Below are 17945 nucleotides of genomic sequence, written 5' to 3'. Positions count from 1 at the left end.
ATTAGCCCCGCTTTCCGGAAATCGACACGGGCCCATACGGGTACTTGACGTTCGGCTGATCCGCCCAGTCGAGGAAGTCGGCGCGCGCGCCGGGGAAGCCCACCATCTTCCAGCCCACCATGTCCTTGTTGCCGCCGTGGATCGGATCCGAGAAGAAACCTTCCTTCGTATTGGCGAGCAGATAGGAGAAGAACGTGCGCGCCGGCACGCTATCGAACTCGACCTTCGCGTGCTCCAGATCGCCGAGCACGGTCTCCTGCGTGGCGTGATCGAGCTCGGCAAATGCCTTGTTGTACTGCTTTTTGCAGTAAGCGTCGCACGCCGCAATGCCGTGACGATAGATGTCGCGCGGCACGAGACTCAACTGGTAGCCCATCTCGGGAGGCTGATCGGTATGGAATGGCCCCTGCATATACCAGAGCTTGCCGTGCCCGAAGGGCGTTTCCATCTGACGGTCGATGAACTGTGGCACGTCGGCTTGAAGCGCCCCCGGGCCGAGGTCGTCGGCGGGAATCAGGCGGTCGACGGCGGCATTCACAAAACGCCATTCGTCGGCGGTGAAGTACTTGGGCTCATAGGGCGTGGTGGATGCGGCGGGGGCGGCGGGCTTGTCGCTGCTGCAGGCGGACTGACTCAGCGTGGCACCGGTGGCGAGGGTCGTGGCGGGTACGATCGCCAGCACCTGACGCAAAAAGCGCCGGCGCGGTTCCTTGTCCTGTGACATGGGGTTCTCCGTTTTGTGGGGGACGAATCACGCATGACAGTCAAGCAATGGGTCGCCATGCGTGAAGAAAACCTGACAGGCTATTCGCTTCGCGTAGCGTTTTTTAACGCGACCATTCTACTGACAAGCCCCCCGCATGGCAAAACCAGTGTGTTGCGTAAGGCTCGCAAGCCGTTGATTAAAAAGGCTTGCCAATAATTAAAGTATTTACTATTACGCGCGCACGAAGCGTTTTGTCACATAAAATCCTTCGCGCGGCTTTAGCATGAAAAAGGCCGCTCCATGTTCCGGTAGCGGCCTGGCCTGCCTAATGCAGCCGTGGATTACTCAGGGATAGGCGGCAGTGCCGACAACGGCGGCGGCGGTGGTGGCGACAATGGCGGCGGCGGTGGCAGTGGCGACGGCGTCGCGTCGGCTCGAGCGCTGCCGACGGGTCCGTGTCCGCCTGCAGCCTGTTCGCTCGGCGACGGCGCGGACACCATCGATCGAGCAAACGTTGCCCGCAAGTGATGCTGCCTGCCCGGCTGCGCGTTGCAGAACGCCTCCGCAAAAATTTCGCGCCGGGAGCGTTGCGACGTCGCGCTGGCCAACGCCGGCGACCGTTCGGCTCGCATGACGCGCGCGTATTCGCTGCCGTCCGGCGCGACAAAGTGGGGCACGTCCGATGGGGTGCCTGACCTCACGAGGCTGGCGTAACCGTGCGCGTCCATCTCCGGTGCCTCGGAATCGTCGGAGTCCTCAGAATCGTCGAGCACAGGCTCGGCGGCGGGCTCGGCCAACGAGGGGCGAACGAGATCGGAAAACCGGGTGGCATCGATTGGATTGGCCGTAGTCCGACGCGACCGCTCACGACTCGGACTGCGTGGATCCGCGCCTGAGTCGAGTTCGTCGCCGAGCAGGCTGTCGTCGTGCGCAGGCGTTGGCGTGTCCGCCGGCGCGCGGTGCGTGTCGGACGGTGACAGGCCATCGTACACAGCGCGGATGGCGGCCTTCCAAGTGTCGATGTCCAGCGCCCTGACGGCGAGCCAGGAACGCGCGGCGTCGCGTCCGCTGGATCTGGCGTCATTGAGCACGGTCGTGTACTCGTGCGCGCCAAACCCCCGGCTGCGAATCATCTTGAGCGTGACAGGCTGATCGGCCGGATAGCCAAGGAGGAGTGCCAGTCGGGCCGAATCATTGGCCGCCCGCGTCTTGTTCCTGGCGAACCAGGAGGTCGACGCAGCAGGTTTGAGGACCCAGTTGCCATCGCGCACCGCCAGGCGCAGCGGTACGTCGGCACCGCCGTTGGTCAGCTCGCGCTCCGCCTCGCGCGCCATGTCGTTCAGCGCGATCAGGGCGTTCAGTTCCGAACGCAGCAGATCGTCCTTCCTGCCATGCGAATTCATGGTCAATCGCGCCATCGCATCTCTGAGCGCAGCAAGGTCATCGCGATTTCTTAGCGCAATTTTCCTGGCGCTCCCGTCCGGCAACGACGGAATGGTCGCAGTCAGCTTGCCGACCTCATCGCTCAGACGCGCAATCTCGCCAAGTTGCGCGCGCACCGAGCCAGTGGCAAACGTTCGAACGAAACGGGTCGGCTCGGCGGGAATCCCGTGACGGACCCGCTGCATGGACGACGCACGGGCACGCTCGAAAGTCACGTCGGCGGCGACGGCGTCGGTAAGCTGGGTGCGCCAGCGCCCAAGTCCCTCGCCGACGAATTTGGGCATCAGCGGGTCGGCGCGCAGGCGCTTGGCGTGAAGCACCTCGCGATCGCGCTCCCCGCACCATGTCCCCAGCGGAATGCCGCTGTTGGCTTGCGTGCTTCGCGGCCGCACGGGATAGGACTGCCAAGGCTTGCCGGTCGATCCAAGCGCCGACGTTGCAATCGATCCCAGTCTCTGAAAGTCCGAGCCGAAGCTGTTCCCATCATCAGGCGGCTTCGACCGGGTAATGGAAATGAGTTGCACCGGCGAGCCGCGCGATGCAGCGGAAATGGTTCCCATGATCGTCTCCAAGGTAAACAGACCGAATGGTCTTCAACCGCAAGGAGACTAGAGCGGTTTGCCGGGAAGCGATGTCGATTGTGTGGGAAGACTTCGTATTGTGGCACCGGCTCACCGTTTTCCCGCACGCAATGCGCGTGCACAACGAGGCCGTTCGAGGCGCCGGCCGCCCCTCGCCAGCGCCCTCAGAACCGCGCCAGCAGTTCCCCGATCAGCGCCGCACCTTCCCTGCCCTTGGCCGAATCGGCCCAGAGTCGGTCGATCATGGCGCGGTACATGCCGACGCCGTCGGGTGACGTCGTGATGGTGGCAATGCCGGTACGCAGGTTCGGTAGCTCGCCGAGACGGAACGGCGAGACCGCGACATAGGCTTCGCCCTGCGCCTCGAAGATCTGGAACGACTCATTGGGCATGTTGTCGCTCACGACGCCGATCTGCACGCCCGTCGTGTCGGCCTCGAGAAACTCGACAATTCGCGCGACCTCGCGACGTGCCGCCATCTTGCGCTCGAGCTGCACGCCCGGTGGCAGCCCCAGCCGCCCCACGAGACCGTGATGCAGGAACTGCTCGATCTGACGCAGCCCGATGAGGCTGGTCACGGCCAGTTGGTGACGCGAGAAACTCGACTTGCGCTCCTGCAAAATGCCCAGCACGCGATCGATCGTGTTCGCCCAGTGGCGGTCGGCGAGCGCGGGCGGAATGCTCTCCTCGAGCATGCGACGCAGCCACACGTCGTAGTCGTGCGATGTGAGCAGAAACGAAATTGGGTCGAAGTGCGCCACGACGCGCTCTGAGCGGCGTTCCAACTGACGCATCCGCTCGAAGTAGCTCACTGCCGAGTCGTGATATTCGACTTCCACCCCCAGCAGATTCGCCAGCGACACACCCAGCAGTGCCGCGAGCCGCTCGAGGGTGTCGATCTTGACGATCTCGCCGCGCTCGAGCTTATAGATGGCCGCGCGCGAGATATCGAGTTGCTCGGCCACATCCTCGCTACGTAACTCCGCCGCCAGCCGATAGGCGCGCAAACGTTCGCCAATGGCTCGGAAATTGAAACGCGCGCCTCTCGGCGCCCGGGATGTCGTCGCAGCTCGATTCAAATCGCCCCCTCTCGGATGCCAATGCCCGGTCCGGCCAAACGCGCCGCGCCCGCATTGCAGTGCCGGGATTATACCGGTCACCTGCACGTCTCGATGCCGCGCCTTTGCCGCCGAGACAGTGCCGTTCCCCCTCCCCGGCACTGTCGCAAACACCCCACATCGACTTGTCGAATATTTTTCTATTGTCTATTTTTTTAGACATCGGCACGATTCCGATCACGGGGACCCCATGGCACGGGCCTGCTCCGCAACGCGGGCAAACCCAATGCTTCGTGGAGGATGCCCCATATGCTCGCAGCGATAGCCTGCGCTTCGTCCATAAATTTAGACAGACAAAGAGGGAATGATGAAAACCTGGCACAAGGTGGCTGGCGCCGCCGCACTGGGCGCCGCGACGCTCGCAACCACGGCTCACGCGCAATCGAGCGTGAGCTTCTACGGCCTGGCAGACGCCTACGTCGGCTCGGTGAAGAACCCCGGCGGCAACGCGGCCGTCGTGCAGCAAGGCGGCGGCATGACGACGTCGTATTGGGGGCTGGCCGGCACCGAAGACCTGGGCGGCGGTAACCGCGCGCTGTTTGTGCTGGAAAGCTACTTCCAGCCGAACAACGGAACGTACGGCCGCTTTGCCGGCGACAGCTTCTTCTCGCGTAACGCATACGTCGGTCTGTCCAGCGCCATTGGCACCTTGCGCCTGGGTCGCATCACCACCCCGCTTTATCTCGCCACGATCCGGTTCAACCCGTTCAACAATTCGTATACCTTCTCGCCGATGATCTTCCACACCTACAAGGGTCTGGGAACGCAAGGCGTGGTGGGCGACTCGGGTTGGAACAACGCCGTCGCGTATACGTCGCCGACATACGCTGGGATGGCGGGCACGCTGCTATACGCGACGGGCAACAGCCCGACCGACCATAGCGCGAAGAAGTGGGCCGCTGCGATCACCTACGCCAACGGCCCGTTCGCCGCGGCCGTGAACTATCAGTACGTGAACTTCAGCACGACGCCGGGAGACTTTGGCACGCAATTGCCGGGCGTCACCGGGCTGACCAACCAGAACACGGCACAGCTCGGCCTCTCGTACGACTTCGCCGTGGTGAAGGTCTTCGCTCAGTACATGCTCATCGCAAGTCAGGCCGCGAGCGGCAACTTCCATGCCAATACCGGACAGTTGGGTGCCTCGGTGCCGCTCGGCCGCGGAAGCGTGCTCGCCTCGGTCGCCTACACCGGCTCGAACGGTTCGGGCGACAATCAGCGTCGCACCACTTGGGCGCTCGGCTATGATTATCCGCTATCCAAACGTACGGATATCTACGCCGCGTACAAGTACGACCACATGAGCGATCTGTCGACCGGCCAGACCTACGGCGCCGGCCTGCGCATGAAGTTCTGAGCGAAGGCTGGTCACATCGCCGGCCTTCCCGAGGCAGGCAACGGCGGACGATTGCCGCCCGTGACGAACGCCATCGCACGGCCCCGATATCAGGGTTTGACCCAATTATTTTCGCCTTGCCTGCCTCACCGGGTTCGTTTAGTCTAAATATTTAGACAAATGGAGAGCATGATGGATCTGCAACTTGCATGCGTCTGGTTACAACGCGAGACGGTCGGTTTGTCCGACATCGAAGACTTTGCCGCGCGTTGTCTCAATGCGTCGAGGACAGCCACGCGCGAGTCCGCTGCGTTGTTGTTGCTGGCGCAGGCCGCGCAAACGTTCGCGGAACGCCAGTCGGGCATTGCCGCGAGCGGCGAGACCTTTCAGGCATTTCTCGCACGCAGCAAGGCCTATGCCACGATGTTGCGCGATGCGGCAGCCACCTCCGATGCCAGCTTCCTTGCCTCGCTGAACGGCTTCGCCGCGCAATTGACGACCGAGGTCTATGCGTGACGTTGCGTAACGACGAGCGAGTCTTGACGTGCATCCCAGGCGGGATTTTTTCACTTTATTGTCTAAAAATTTAGACAGATTGGCAAAATTGGACGAAACCGACGTAGCGGCTTCCGCCGCGTCGCTTCGCCGCCTCACAGGAACCGATCATGGAAGTCAACCTGAACACACCGAGTGCGCAACGCGCGGGCGCCACGTCCGACGATCTCGTCACCCCTTACGCATGGAAAGCGCTCGCGGGCTCTGCCATTGGGTATGCAATGGACGGTTTCGATCTGCTGATTCTCGGCTTCATGCTACCGGCGATTACGGCGGGGCTGCAGCTCTCCCGCGGACAGGCCGGTGCTCTCGTGACATGGACGCTGATCGGCGCCGTCGCCGGCGGCATTCTGTTCGGCGCGCTCTCGGATCGCTATGGCCGTGTGCGCATGCTCACGTGGACGATCCTGCTGTTCGCCGTCTTCACCGGGCTGTGCGCGTTTGCGAAGGGCTTCTGGGACCTGCTCGCGTATCGCACGATTGCGGGCATCGGGCTGGGCGGCGAATTCGGCATCGGCATGGCGCTGGCCGCCGAAGCCTGGCCTGCGGCCAAACGCGCACGCGTCTCGTCGTACGTCGCACTCGGCTGGCAGACGGGCGTACTTGCCGCAGCGCTGCTCACGCCGCTGCTGCTCCAGCACATCGGCTGGCGCGGCATGTTCCTCGTGGGGGTGCTGCCTGCGCTCATGGCATGGGTACTGCGTAACAAGCTGCATGAACCCGAAGTCTTCGTACGACGCACCGGCAAGACCGCGCAGCCCGGTCAGAGCAGCAGCGCCTTCCGTCTGCTCGTCAAGGACGCCAGCACCACTCGCGTGAGTCTGGGCATCGTGATTCTCTGCTCGGTTCAAAACTTCGGCTACTACGGGATCATGATCTGGCTGCCGACGTTCCTCTCGCAAAAGCTCGGTTTCTCGCTCACGAAGTCCGGCCTCTGGACTGCGGCCACCGTGATCGGCATGATGATCGGCGTCTGGGTTTTCGGGCAACTGGCCGACCGTATCGGACGCCGTCCCACGTTCCTGCTGTATCAGGCGGGTGCCGTGGTCATGGTGATCGTCTATGCCCAGTTGACCGACCCGACGGTGATGCTCTTCGCCGGCGTGCTGATGGGCATGTTCGTGAACGGCATGGTCGGCGGCTACGGCACGCTCATGTCCGAGGCGTACCCCACTGCGGCACGCGCCACCGCGCAGAACGTGCTGTGGAACATCGGGCGCGCCATCGGCGGGCTGGGGCCTATCGTCGTTGGTGCGCTCGCCGCCCGCTACTCGTTCCAGATTGCCATCGCGCTGCTCGCGAGCCTGTATGTGCTCGACATGATCGCGACGCGCTTCCTGATCCCGGAACTCAAGGGCGTCGAACTCGAATAACGAGATGCGCGACGTGCACAACGCCAGCCCCCACTCTCCGGAGCCCCCCATGTCAGTCTCCACTCTGACGCGTACCGACCTCACCCGCGCATTGGGTGGGCTGCCTTCGGACACACACGACCCTCGCGATGCGTCTTGCCGCGCGCTCACGGTCGCGACGCATCGCTGCCGCGTGCTCACGCATCACGCAGTCAATGCGCGTTACCGCTATCTGCGTTTGCAGGCCGATGCGCCCATCGCGCTCACGACACAGCCTGGCCAGTTCTACCAACTGAAGTGTCCGGTCACGGACAGCGACGCCCCCTTCTTGCTGCGCCCGATGAGCGTCTACGGCACCGGCCCCGAGCCGGACATCATCGAGTTTCTCTACAACGTCACGGGCGTCGGCACGCGCGCACTTGCCACCCTGCCGGAAGGCGCAACGCTCGATATCGTCGGCCCGCTCGGAAATACCTTCACGCTCGATACGCAGTCCGGGCAGTGGCAGCGCGTCATGCTGGTCGCGCGCGGCGTCGGTCTGGCGACGATGGCCCCGCTCGTGCAACGGGCGGCGGCGGCCGGGCTGAAGTTGACGGTCGTCATGTCGGCCCGCACCGACGCCGATTTGATGCGCGACGAATTCCTGCGCTCGCCCCAAGCACGCGCATTGGCCGACGTGCATTGCGTGTTCGACACCGACGGCTCGTCGGCCGTCGAAGCACTGGAGCCGCGCATACGTACCCTGCTCGACACCACACCGCACGACGCCGTCTACACCTGCGGCTCGCATCGTCTGCTGATGCTGCTCCAGCGTGTGCTGGGCACTCATCCGCACATCACGGCCGAGGTCGCGATGGAACAACGCATGGCGTGCGGCATGGGTGTATGCCTGTCGTGCGTGCGCCTGTTCGATCGCGATGGCGACAAGCAATTCCTGCGCGTGTGCCGCGAAGGCCCGGTGTTTCCGATTCGCGACGTCGTCGGGGAGGTGAATTTTGGCTGATCTTTCCGTACGCATCGGGTCGCTTGCGCTGCGCAATCCCGTCATGCCGGCCTCTGGCTGCTTCGCGCTCGAATATGCCGAAGCGCTGGATCTGACCCGGCTCGGTGCGCTCGTCATCAAGAGCGTCTCACCCGCAAGCCGTGCGGGTAACCCGACGCCGCGCGTGGCCGAGACCGCCAGCGGCATGCTCAACTCCATCGGCATTCCGAGCAAGGGGCTCGACGCCTACCGGCGCGACGTGCTGCCCGCCTATACGCGTTTCGATACGCCTGTGGTTGTGTCGGTGTCGGCCGACACGGCGGAGTCTTTCGGGCAAGCCTGCGAGACGTTGTCGCTGCCGGAAGTCGCGGCCATCGAGGCGAACATCTCCTGCCCGAACCTCGAGGCGGACGGCATGGCCTTCGCCATGCTGCCCGAGAGCACCTACAAGGCTGTGAGCGCCATTCGCCGACGCACCTCGCATCCGGTGTGGGTCAAGCTCACGCCCAACGCCGGCCAGGTCGCGTTGATCGCCAAAGCGGCGGAAGACGCTGGCGCCGACGCCATCGTCATGGGCAACACCGTGCTGGGCATGGCCATCGACGTGCGCACGCGCAAGCCCAAGCTCGGCAACGTGATGGGCGGACTCTCCGGCCCGGCGATCAAACCGCTCGCCGTTCGGCTCGTGCATCAGTGCCATCGGGCGGTACACATTCCGATCATCGGCTGCGGTGGCATCGAAACGGCAGACGACGCGGTCGAATTCATGCTCGCGGGCGCATCGGCCGTGCAAGTCGGCACAGCGTCGTTCCGCGATCCAGCCGTCATGGGACACATCGTCGATGGACTGGCGGCGTATTGCGATGCGCAGGCCGTCGAGCGCATTGCAACACTCACCGGCGCCGTCGCGCTCGACGCCCAACTGACCGACCGTTGGCTGCGATTCGCACAGCAATCCGGCTGAGCCGTCGCACGTTTTACGCAACCCTCGCGATGCTTTACGCGAAAAGAAGCACACTCATGGAACTGAACGCGCTGGCCCCGCTGGCCGAGCAACTCTTCACCGACCTGCGTCGCCTTGGCGACGATGGCGTCGGCATTACCCGTGACAGCTACGGCGAGGGCGAGAATGCCGCGGCCGCGTACTTGACGCAATGGGCCGGGCATCAGGGACTGGCCGTCTCGCGCGACCGCGCCGCCAATCTGGTCTTCACGCTGCCCGACGACACCGGCGACGCCCCCGCCACATGGATCGGATCGCATCTCGATTCGGTGCCGCAAGGCGGCAACTACGACGGTCTTGCCGGTATCGTGGGCGGTCTGTTGTGCCTCGTCGAACAACAACGCAGCCAGCGTCGCACATCCACGCCGGTGCGCGTACTCGCCTTGCGCGGAGAGGAAAGCGCGTGGTTCGGTCGCGCGTACATGGGGTCGAGCGCGCTGTTCGGCAAACTGAACGATGCCGATCTGGCCATGCCCCACCGCACGCATGGCCGCACGCTCGCGGCATGTATGGCCGAGGCTGGTGCCGATATCGACGCGATTCGTGACGGCGCCACGCTATTCGACGCCTCACGCGCCAAGGCGTGGCTGGAACTGCACATTGAACAGGGCCCGGTGATGATCGCGCGCGACCTGCCAGTGGCCATCGTGCCCGGCATTCGCGGCAACGTGCGGCACAACCGCGTGTCATGCGTGGGTGAAGCCGGCCACTCGGGCGCCGTGCCGCGCTGGCTGCGTCACGACGCCATGTTCGCGGTGGCCGATCTCATCACGCGTCTCGACGAGCACTGGAGCGCCCTGCTCGCGCGCGGCATCGATCTGGTGGTGACGACCGGTATCGTCGGCACCGATCCCGCCGAGCATGCCATCTCGCGCATTCCAGGCAAGGTGGACTTCAGTCTGGAAGTGCGCAGCCAGAGCGCTGATACGCTCGACGTGTTCTACGAGTTGATGCGTACCGAGTGCCGCGCCATCGAACGCGATCGTGGCGTGCAATTCGTGTTCGACCGGCGACTCGCGTCGCCCCCGGCGATCATGGATGCGCAGGTGTCATCGTGGCTGGTCGACGCTTGCCGCACGCTTGATCTTGCGCAGGAACGGGTGCCGAGCGGCGCCGGCCACGACGCCGCCATCTTCGCCAACGCCGGCATTCCGAGCGGCATGGTGTTCGTGCGCAACGCCAACGGCTCACACAATCCACACGAGAGTATGGATCTCGACGACTTCATGCGTGGGGTACAGGTACTGGACGCCGTCACGCATCGACTCTGAGCGTGCGCTTGCGTCAACGCAAAAAAACGGGCCGCTGACATGCGGCCCGTTTTGTCATGCATCGTCACTTCACTATCAAGGCGCGTCACCTTGACGGCCTTAAGAATCTTAACGGCCTTACGGCGCCAGGGCGATCACCTCGGCGACCGCAGCCGTCAGTTTCTTCGCATAGGGTACGTGCAGGAACTCGTTCGGGCCATGCGCGTTCGACTTGGGACCGAGTACACCGCACACCATGAACTGCGCCGTCGGGAAACCGGCTTGGAGCGTATTCATCAGCGGAATCGTACCGCCTTGGCCGATGTACGCCACATCTTCGCCATAGTGCCGTTGCGATGCGGTATTGAGCGCCGACGTGAGCCAGGGCGCCACATCGGGCGCGTTCCAGCCGGAGGCTGCGCCGGCATCGGACTTGAACGTCACCTTCGCGTTGTAAGGCGGATCGAGTTCCAGCAGCGACTTGAGTTCGGCCACGGCCTGCGCGGCGTCGACAAGCGGCGGCAGACGCAGCGACAGCTTGAAGGCCGTGCGCGGACGCAGCACGTTGCCGGCATCCGACAGCGCCGGCAGTCCCGCCGCCCCGGTGACCGACAGTGACGGGCGCCACGTCGAATTGAGCAGCGCCTCCTTCGGATCGGTCGTGGTCGGCAATACCGACAGGCCGTCCTGACCGCACGCCCACGGCATCTTCTTCCAGACGTCGTCGCCAAGAATGCGCGCCGTCGCTTCCGCCTCTTTCAGGCGCTGCAACGGAATCGGCGTGTGAAAGCCTTGCGGCAGCACGTTGCCGCTGCCCGCGTCTTCCAGACGTTCGAACAACTGGCGCATGATGCGAAAACTCGACGGCGCAATGCCGCCGTAGCCGCCCGAGTGGATACCCTCGTCAAGCACCTGCACTTCAAGGCTGCCCGAGATCAGGCCGCGCAGCGACGTCGTGAGCCACAACTGATCGTAGTTGCCTGCCCCCGAATCGAGGCAGACGACCAGGCCGACACGCCCCAATCGTTCACGCAGCGCATCGACATACGGCAGCAGGTCGTAGCTGCCCGACTCTTCGCACGTCTCGATGAGACCGACGCAGCGCGGGCGTTCCACGCCCTGGGCATCGAGGGCGGCCAGCGCCGTCACGCTGGAATAGATGGCGTAACCGTCGTCTGCACCGCCACGGCCATAGAGCCTGCCGTCTTCAAACTTGGGCGTCCACGGGCCCAGGTCGTGACGCCATCCGTCAAACTCCGGTTGCTTGTCGAGGTGGCCGTAAAGCACGATGGTTTCGTCGCTGCCCGAGCGCGTGGCGGGGGCCTCGAAGAAGATAACCGGCGTGCGTCCGTCAAGACGAATCACTTCGAGCTTCAGTCCTTTCACCGGCTGGCGTTCGGCCCATTGCGCGGCGTCGCGCACGACGCGATCGATGTATCCATTGCGTGCCCAGTCGGCGTCGAAGCCCGGGCTCTTGGCCGGCACGGCGATGTAGTCGGTCAGCGCGTGCAGGATGTCTTCGTTCCATTTACGATCGACGAATTCGCGCAAGGCAGCGGTGTCGAGCGACGGCTGAGTCGGGGTGACGATGTCGTTCATGGGGGGCGTCCTTAGGGAGGGCTTGTTCGATGTGGCGGACCGGGCCGAGCGGATCAAGCGTGGCTCTGGGATTCTGCCAGGGCACGCGTCGGGTACGCCGACGGGCCGTATGACGACATCATAGCCATTCCCGGCGGCAGTGGCGACTGGCCGTCAGGACAGCGCGCGTCCACCCTGGGCACCGCGCCAGCATGCTCACGATACTTGCGCCATGCGAAGGGGAAGACGGGCCGGCGGGCGCTCAGTTGCCGGTGCCTGGCGGGCCGAAACGAAACACGATCTCTCCGGCGGCCCCTGCCGCCTTCAAACACGAGGTCGATTGCGCTCCCTTGCCGGGGATGTCCAGCGAATGCTCGGCATCCGCAGCGCTGCACCGCCAAAAGAACGAGACCGGACGGTCGCACCCGTTCGATGCCTCGTATCGGTATTGCGTGACGTCGGCAGGCAGCGCACGTAGCGCCCCGCAGGGGTTCCCGGCAGCATCGAGCGGTTCGGACGGCGCCGGCGTCGCGGATGACGTTTGGGCGTGAACCGACGCGCTCGCGGCGAGCGCGAGCCCCACCACCGTTGCCGTCATCCTCAAGCGGTGCGCTGCCGCGACGACCATCAGAGCCAGCGCCAGGCAATGGCGACGGCGCCGATGGCAATGCCAACGGAGATGACGACGCCAAACCATGCCAGTTGCGCACGCCGCGCCCGACGACGGCTCGATTCCGAAGTGTCGTAAAAACGACCCAATCCGCCCGAGTACAACTTTTCCCAGCGAATTTCCATGGCGCACCTCACAAATCAATCAAACCGGCCCGCGTGATAATCTTTTTTCTTCTTTATCGAAAATTCTGAGACGCAAGACAATTCGGATAAATCCGGGCAAATCCGGAACCCAGGACTACCCAAAATTCCGACACAGCGCCGTCGGTTCAAGATCGCACTATTCTTTCGATAACGCAATAGCGTGAACCCGCAGAATGCTGCGCCGGCGCCACGAGAGACCACGTCATCGACGATGGATATCAACGTGCTTAACGCGTTTTATCGCAGGCGGCTTCAAATCTTTAAGGGAAATGGCAGCGATTTGCCGCAATTCAGACGTGCCAGCCTTTCCGAAACGCCGTGCTCATGTAACAAAACGTTTCAAAACATCGCGGGTGTGCCGTTGCATCGGGTGATTGAAGCGGCGCGGCGAACGTGCCGAAACCTCCGTAGCATAAGCTCGGGAGGTGGCATAGGCTTGGAAGTCGTGGAAAAGCGTTAGCCGAAGCAACGCGGCGCGGCCGTCCGCCGGAGGCGGTGCCGCGCACGAAAAGGAAGATGGGTGACTTTAGCGTCCCAGGAAGGCCGCACCGACCGACAAGAGCACGAATCCGCCGACGCTACAGGCGATCGCGATTGTCAAAAGGCGTTGAAAGAGCTGCTCGCGCTCGCTCGCGCTGCGATGGGAACGGGGTGCATCGTGATGAATCGTTCCCCAACCACTCGAATACACTTTTTTCCAACGGATGTGCATAAGTTACCTCGCGTTGTTTAGTGTTCTTAGCCTTGCCCGCCATCGATTCACACTGTCGGAATCGACGAGACGCAGGGCTAGTATGCGCTTCGCCGAGCCGCCGTAAACCCCCCATCCGTGCTGCGTCGCCGCAAGCCAACGGCTTGATTTCGATGGATTCCGAGACGAGAGCAAGTGAGGTTGAAGACCGCTCCTCCGACGCAACTCGAGATTTATGAGATGACGTGTCAATGCGACACAATGTCGCAGGTGCGACAAGTTGTCGCGCAACCCGCATGGATCTTGGAATTATGGATTTCAACCGGTGCGACGGGGCCAGTCATGTCGCAGGTGTGACAGCGGTGGCCGGCCGGACGACCCGGGTGTTCGAAGCAGCGTAGGCGTGTCCGGTGCGCGGTATCGTGCAGCGCAACATCGATTATTCGAATAAGCGACAAAGCTGGGGTAAATCCGGGGGAAGGAAATGCGCCCCCCCTCCCCGCCAGGGTCACGATTCGAACGGATTTTTCACCTGCCGCGCCGTCGTGCCGCCCGGCGCGCCCGCCTGGGCCGGCAGATCGGCGCGGGAGAGCGTCGCGACCACGGCGTCGAGCACCGCCTTGAGCGTCTGCGCCTGACGCAGCCCTTCGGCATCACGGCGAATCTCAAGATTGCCGAAGAGCGCGACGTGGTCCGTATGGTTTTCGACGTTCAGCTCACCCAGCGTGAGCGCGTCGGCATCATTGGCGAACGGGACGAACGCGTCATTGGCAGAAGACGACGTGGACATTCGGGACTCCTGAATCGAGGGATAGTCAGTCAGTTGAGATCGGCCGACGGGGTGGCCATCCTCAGTGGCGGTGCAAGGACAACGCCCGTGGCGATCGGCGTCGTGCTTAGCGAATGATCGTACGCAAGAAATCGAGCACCGTCTGCACCTCCCGATACGACGGCACGCTCGGATCACGCTTGCGCTTGCCGCCCGCCGCCTTGGGCGCGGGCAGGCGCATAGCCGTGCGCTTGACGTCCGACGGCATGCCCGGGAAGAAGTCGATGCCGGCGAGCGTCTCGAGTTCCGCCACGCTCACCACCGAATAATCGCTCGTGGCCTCGTTCGCCACCAGGTAGGCACCGGCCTGTTTGCGCTTCGGGTCGTAGACGACCTTGTAGAGCTGCGTGGGCACCATCACCCGATCGCCGACCTGCGTGATCGACTTGCCCTTGAACAGCGGGCCCGTAATGACGAACAACTCGCCCCGATCCTGCGCAAGCTTACGCACGCTCGACTCGATGCCCGCCCACAAATATCGATTGTTCTCACTGTTCTGCGGCACCATGTTCGACAGCGAAAAGCTTTCCGACTGCGCTTGCGCATCCGGCATGTCGGCCGAGGGCGCCATGTGCCCCCGGTCGTATCCCGAACGCACGTAATCGCGAAGCTCGGCCCGCTCATCGGCGGGAAGGCGAGATTCGGCATGGAAATTGTTGACGCGCGTGATCTGGCGCGCGTCACGCAAGCCCGCTGCGCTCAGGTGCTCGGCCGACCAGAGCGGGGTACGTGTCACCCCCGAATGCATGACACCGAACGCGCTGAAGCACACTTCGCGCACGTCGCGATTCATGGCGGACAGGGTAATGTCGGGCGCGGTAGCGGCCCAGTAATGATCCCCGCAGGCCGAAGCGGCGGCGATTGCATGGCCCGACAAAGTCATGACGGACGTCACGACCCCGACTCGGGTAAGGGGGGCCAGAGAGGCGGCCAACTGCCCGGCCATCGCGCGCAAGCGGCTCGCGCGCACCGTGGTGACCGTCCATCGAGACTGCTTCATCGCACTGCTTACGGTAAGACGTGAGGGGGTGCGATTGTAGCGGATGAACCGCTATTCGGGGACGACACTGCTCACACCGTAAGCGGCGCATTGCAGGGTCTGGGCGGGACCGAGGTTGTCGCACTCGTCGGCGTGCGCACTCGGCAGCCACGCCTGCGCCAGGAACAGCACGCAGAGCACCAGCGCGAGCACGAGGAGCAACGTCTTCATTGCGGCATCCGAGTTGGGATGCCGCATTGTATGCGGGGACGCCCCCACACAACCGGTCCGGCGCGCCCGAGAATTGTTTCGTATCGTTACCGCGCCGCGGGCTGGACGGTCGCCGCCATCACCCCCCGGACACCTCGCCTCGCAGCGCAACGAGCGCGGCCAACGGCTCGCTCAATGCGCCTTCGGCGCGCAGGCCGTCCACCACGCCAACACGATCGGGCATCGCGCGATTCTGCGACATCTTGAATTTGCCTTCGATGCGGCGAATCGGAATTTCCACGCCGACGATGGCGCGCAGCATGCCGTCGATGTAATCGGCCGGCGCCTCTTCCACCGCCCACGGCGCGGCACGCCGCTGCTCCTGCGACTGCGTGAGATCGCCGACGAGACGGCGCAACCACGAGGTATCGTCGATCACACGAGGTTGGCCCCACACATGCACCGCGGCGTAGTTCCAGGTCGGCACGACTTTGCCATGCTCCGCCTTGGCGGCATACCACGAGGGGGTGATGTACCCTTGCGGGCCGGTAAATGCCACGAGGCAATCGTCGACACCGCGCAGCGCCGCAGCATGCGGATTGGCCCGCGCCAGATGCCCACGCAAGAGGCCGAACTCGCCTTCCTCCGGATACATTAGAAACGGAATCGAATCGGCGATCAGCCCCTGCGAACCGGCGCTGACGAGCAGGCCAAGCGGATGGGTGCGAATGAGGTCGTGCAGGATTTCAGGGCGATCCTCGGCAAAGGCGACGGGCTGGTACATCGACGACTCCGGACAAAAGCAGCGGGAAGGGAATGACGCCGAGCCTACGCCCTTCCATGGCCCTTGGCAAAGACCCAAAACCGATCATTTTCTTGGTGCCACAATACGGTCAGAGCGGCGCGGCGGCGGGGGCGAGTGCCTCGGGCACCCCGACGCTGGCATCGACGCCCGCGTTCTCCTTGAGCAGGAAGACCAGATGATGTCCGGCGAGCAGCTCGATGCGACGATCGCGTGCGAACTCTTCCACCCCATCGTCGAACGCCCCCGTGGTAATCAACATGCCACGGGCGGCGCCAATCTTCTGCATCTCGGCGAGCATGGTGCGCGCGGCGGCGATCTCCAGACGTGCGCCGTGGTGCATGTCGCGATAGACGTGCACGACAACGTCGCCCCCGAAAATCGGATGCGGATCCCACGCACGGCAGGTCAGCATGCCCGCCTGCTCGCCGGGCAGCAGCGGCGGCCCTTCGAAACCGTGCGAGCGCAGCAGGTGGAACATCACCTGCGTGAAGTCCTTGTCGGTGAGTGTCATCAGATTGAAGCGGCGGTCGACGGCGACGTCGGCGTCCGTGACGACCTTCGTCATGTCAACGCCGGCCACCGGCGCGACCGCCTCCAGCGCCTCGGGGCACGCTGATACGCGCGCCCCCAGCGCCGCCAAATGTTCCGCCGGATCGCCCTCGGCCAAGGTGAGCGCCGCGAAGTCGGCGCGCGCCACATGGACGCTCGCCAGACACACGCGGGTATCGCCATCGCTGGCGTACGCATTGAAGACGATGGCGTTCACCTGACGCAGCGGATCCGCCGAGAACAGCTCGTGCAGCGAGCGGAGCACGAGCTGGCGCAACGCGTTGGCATACACCTTCGCGCGGACCGCATCGCTTGCCGGCACGCCCTCCACGCGCCCCTGCGCGGCATGGTAGTGATAGTCGAACGCGACGGGCACAGCGGCGTCGAGCGTCGGCACGTCATAGCCGATGGCGAGCAGCTTGTGATTCTCGACGTAGTGCGCCGCGAGCGTCTGCGTGAACGCTTCGGGATACGGACTGCGGCTGAGCACGATGCGCGCATAGCCCGTGATGGCCGCCGCTTCGCCGCGCAACAGTGCCCCTTCGAAATCGGCCACCGCCGCGTTGTGACGTGCACTCTCGGCCCGTGCAGCTTCCGTGGCCTTTTGCTGCGCGATCTGGAGAATCATCGAACCCTGCGCTCGGCGAACCTTCGATGCCTCGTGCTCGCGTTCCGCATGCACGAACTCGCCACGCGCCTTGGCGACGGCTTGCTCGTAACGCCCCGACGCGCCCGGCATGGCCAGCGCGAGCCGGCCCGGCTTCTCGGGCGCGAAGGCTTCCCACTCGGGCTTGGGCAAAATCTTCGGGAGATGCCGGGTATCGAGCACCGGCGGCGTGGTGCTTGCGCGCAGGTCGGCCGGCGCAATGCGCAGATCGCGCGCGAGACCGTCGGCGAGCAATCGCTCCAGCCGCGCGACCTCCAGTTTGGCCTGAGCGCCCTGCGCGGCCGCTTCGGCTTGTCGCCACGCCACTTGCGTGCGCTCACGCGCAGCGGCGTCGGCGACCGGCGCCGCTTCCATGGCGCGCAATGCCTGATCCACGGCGCGGACTTCCGCCAGCGAGCGCGCCAGCGTTTGCGCATGCTGCTGCTCGCGCACGTGCGCGGCGCGCCAAAACTCACGCGCCAGACGATCAATGATGCTCTCGAATCCCCGGTTCAC

18 protein-coding genes are annotated in these 17945 nt (G+C 64.1%); 7 read left to right on the top strand and 11 right to left on the bottom strand.

Going from position 1 to position 17945, the window contains the following annotated elements:
* Position 1: 1 nt before the first annotated feature.
* A complete protein-coding gene (locus tag OYT13_RS07685) occupies positions 2-724 on the bottom strand; it encodes a gluconate 2-dehydrogenase subunit 3 family protein (protein ID WP_017235146.1) in 723 nt (240 codons plus the stop codon).
* Between the two features lie 33 nt (positions 725-757).
* On the opposite strand from OYT13_RS07685, the gene OYT13_RS07680 reads away from it, so the two are divergent.
* The gene (locus OYT13_RS07680) at positions 758-922 is read left to right on the top strand and encodes a hypothetical protein (RefSeq protein WP_157211532.1); all 165 of its coding nucleotides are present in this window, start codon (positions 758-760) and stop codon (positions 920-922) included.
* A 125-nt stretch (positions 923-1047) separates the two neighbouring features.
* Here OYT13_RS07680 and OYT13_RS07675 read toward each other — a convergent pair whose 3' ends face one another.
* Positions 1048-2709, bottom strand: a complete 1662-nt coding sequence (locus OYT13_RS07675) for a hypothetical protein (RefSeq protein WP_268567556.1) — start codon at positions 2707-2709, stop codon at positions 1048-1050.
* Positions 2710-2894: 185 nt separating this feature from the next.
* Entirely contained in the window at positions 2895-3737 is an 843-nt protein-coding gene (locus OYT13_RS07670) for a helix-turn-helix domain-containing protein (RefSeq protein ID WP_261938828.1), read from the bottom strand.
* Between the two features lie 415 nt (positions 3738-4152).
* On the opposite strand from OYT13_RS07670, the gene OYT13_RS07665 reads away from it, so the two are divergent.
* The 6 genes from OYT13_RS07665 (at position 4153) to OYT13_RS07640 (ending at position 10347) form a co-directional block, all read left to right on the top strand.
* Positions 4153-5205: a porin gene (locus tag OYT13_RS07665; RefSeq protein WP_017235149.1), complete on the top strand. Its 1053-nt coding sequence runs from the start codon at positions 4153-4155 to the stop codon at positions 5203-5205.
* A 168-nt stretch (positions 5206-5373) separates the two neighbouring features.
* Positions 5374-5700 (top strand): hypothetical protein, encoded by a 327-nt coding sequence (locus OYT13_RS07660; RefSeq protein ID WP_232424694.1) that lies wholly within the window; start codon positions 5374-5376, stop codon positions 5698-5700.
* Positions 5701-5960: 260 nt separating this feature from the next.
* A complete protein-coding gene (locus OYT13_RS07655) occupies positions 5961-7112 on the top strand; it encodes an MFS transporter (protein ID WP_268567864.1) in 1152 nt (383 codons plus the stop codon).
* A gap of 49 nt (positions 7113-7161) precedes the next feature.
* Positions 7162-8094 carry a dihydroorotate dehydrogenase electron transfer subunit gene (locus tag OYT13_RS07650; RefSeq protein ID WP_246174161.1) on the top strand — a complete coding sequence of 311 codons (933 nt, stop codon included), beginning with the start codon at positions 7162-7164 and terminating at the stop codon, positions 8092-8094.
* Positions 8087-9037, top strand: coding sequence for a dihydroorotate dehydrogenase (locus OYT13_RS07645; protein WP_017235153.1), 951 nt, complete (start codon positions 8087-8089; stop codon positions 9035-9037). Before OYT13_RS07650 ends, OYT13_RS07645 begins: the two co-directional genes overlap by 8 nt.
* Positions 9038-9093: 56 nt before the next feature.
* Positions 9094-10347 carry a hydantoinase/carbamoylase family amidase gene (locus OYT13_RS07640; RefSeq protein ID WP_261938830.1) on the top strand — a complete coding sequence of 418 codons (1254 nt, stop codon included), beginning with the start codon at positions 9094-9096 and terminating at the stop codon, positions 10345-10347.
* Between the two features lie 117 nt (positions 10348-10464).
* On the opposite strand, the gene OYT13_RS07635 is transcribed toward OYT13_RS07640, so the two are convergent.
* The 8 genes from OYT13_RS07635 to OYT13_RS07600 all read right to left on the bottom strand — a co-directional run bounded on the left by OYT13_RS07635 (position 10465) and on the right by OYT13_RS07600 (position 17945).
* The gene (locus OYT13_RS07635) at positions 10465-11925 is read right to left on the bottom strand and encodes a M20 family metallopeptidase (protein WP_268567555.1); all 1461 of its coding nucleotides are present in this window, start codon (positions 11923-11925) and stop codon (positions 10465-10467) included.
* Positions 11926-12166: 241 nt separating this feature from the next.
* Complete coding sequence (locus OYT13_RS07630) at positions 12167-12502, bottom strand: hypothetical protein (RefSeq protein ID WP_157211533.1); 336 nt, start codon at positions 12500-12502, stop codon at positions 12167-12169.
* 29 nt (positions 12503-12531) lie between these two features.
* A complete protein-coding gene (locus OYT13_RS07625; RefSeq protein WP_017235157.1) occupies positions 12532-12699 on the bottom strand; it encodes a hypothetical protein in 168 nt (55 codons plus the stop codon).
* A 1220-nt stretch (positions 12700-13919) separates the two neighbouring features.
* On the bottom strand, positions 13920-14201 hold the full coding sequence (locus OYT13_RS07620; protein ID WP_017235159.1) for a hypothetical protein: 282 nt from the start codon (positions 14199-14201) through the stop codon (positions 13920-13922).
* A 106-nt stretch (positions 14202-14307) separates the two neighbouring features.
* Positions 14308-15240, bottom strand: coding sequence for a DNA/RNA non-specific endonuclease (locus tag OYT13_RS07615; RefSeq protein WP_268567554.1), 933 nt, complete (start codon positions 15238-15240; stop codon positions 14308-14310).
* Positions 15241-15291: 51 nt separating this feature from the next.
* On the bottom strand, positions 15292-15450 hold the full coding sequence (locus OYT13_RS07610; RefSeq protein WP_017235161.1) for a hypothetical protein: 159 nt from the start codon (positions 15448-15450) through the stop codon (positions 15292-15294).
* A 118-nt stretch (positions 15451-15568) separates the two neighbouring features.
* Complete coding sequence (locus OYT13_RS07605) at positions 15569-16213, bottom strand: FMN-binding negative transcriptional regulator (RefSeq protein ID WP_268567553.1); 645 nt, start codon at positions 16211-16213, stop codon at positions 15569-15571.
* A 109-nt stretch (positions 16214-16322) separates the two neighbouring features.
* Positions 16323-17945, bottom strand: coding sequence for a restriction endonuclease (locus tag OYT13_RS07600; RefSeq protein ID WP_017235163.1), 1623 nt, complete (start codon positions 17943-17945; stop codon positions 16323-16325).

Source organism: Pandoraea sp. XJJ-1 (genome assembly GCF_026802345.1).
Lineage (GTDB): Bacteria > Pseudomonadota > Gammaproteobacteria > Burkholderiales > Burkholderiaceae > Pandoraea > Pandoraea cepalis.
The sequence above is the reverse complement of the archived record's forward strand: the minus strand, read 5'-3'. Positions and strand labels throughout refer to the sequence as shown.

Coding starts and splice junctions, on each gene's coding strand:
- OYT13_RS07640 (WP_261938830.1), top strand. CDS start 9,094: ATGGAACTGAACGCGCTGGCCCCGCTGGCCGAGCAACTCTTCACCGAC.
- OYT13_RS07615 (WP_268567554.1), bottom strand. CDS start 15,240: ATGAAGCAGTCTCGATGGACGGTCACCACGGTGCGCGCGAGCCGCTTG.
- OYT13_RS07635 (WP_268567555.1), bottom strand. CDS start 11,925: ATGAACGACATCGTCACCCCGACTCAGCCGTCGCTCGACACCGCTGCC.
- OYT13_RS07610 (WP_017235161.1), bottom strand. CDS start 15,450: ATGAAGACGTTGCTCCTCGTGCTCGCGCTGGTGCTCTGCGTGCTGTTC.
- OYT13_RS07660 (WP_232424694.1), top strand. CDS start 5,374: ATGATGGATCTGCAACTTGCATGCGTCTGGTTACAACGCGAGACGGTC.
- OYT13_RS07685 (WP_017235146.1), bottom strand. CDS start 724: ATGTCACAGGACAAGGAACCGCGCCGGCGCTTTTTGCGTCAGGTGCTG.
- OYT13_RS07665 (WP_017235149.1), top strand. CDS start 4,153: ATGATGAAAACCTGGCACAAGGTGGCTGGCGCCGCCGCACTGGGCGCC.
- OYT13_RS07605 (WP_268567553.1), bottom strand. CDS start 16,213: ATGTACCAGCCCGTCGCCTTTGCCGAGGATCGCCCTGAAATCCTGCAC.
- OYT13_RS07655 (WP_268567864.1), top strand. CDS start 5,961: ATGGACGGTTTCGATCTGCTGATTCTCGGCTTCATGCTACCGGCGATT.
- OYT13_RS07625 (WP_017235157.1), bottom strand. CDS start 12,699: ATGGAAATTCGCTGGGAAAAGTTGTACTCGGGCGGATTGGGTCGTTTT.
- OYT13_RS07650 (WP_246174161.1), top strand. CDS start 7,162: ATGTCAGTCTCCACTCTGACGCGTACCGACCTCACCCGCGCATTGGGT.
- OYT13_RS07620 (WP_017235159.1), bottom strand. CDS start 14,201: ATGTCCACGTCGTCTTCTGCCAATGACGCGTTCGTCCCGTTCGCCAAT.
- OYT13_RS07675 (WP_268567556.1), bottom strand. CDS start 2,709: ATGGGAACCATTTCCGCTGCATCGCGCGGCTCGCCGGTGCAACTCATT.
- OYT13_RS07680 (WP_157211532.1), top strand. CDS start 758: ATGACAGTCAAGCAATGGGTCGCCATGCGTGAAGAAAACCTGACAGGC.
- OYT13_RS07630 (WP_157211533.1), bottom strand. CDS start 12,502: ATGACGGCAACGGTGGTGGGGCTCGCGCTCGCCGCGAGCGCGTCGGTT.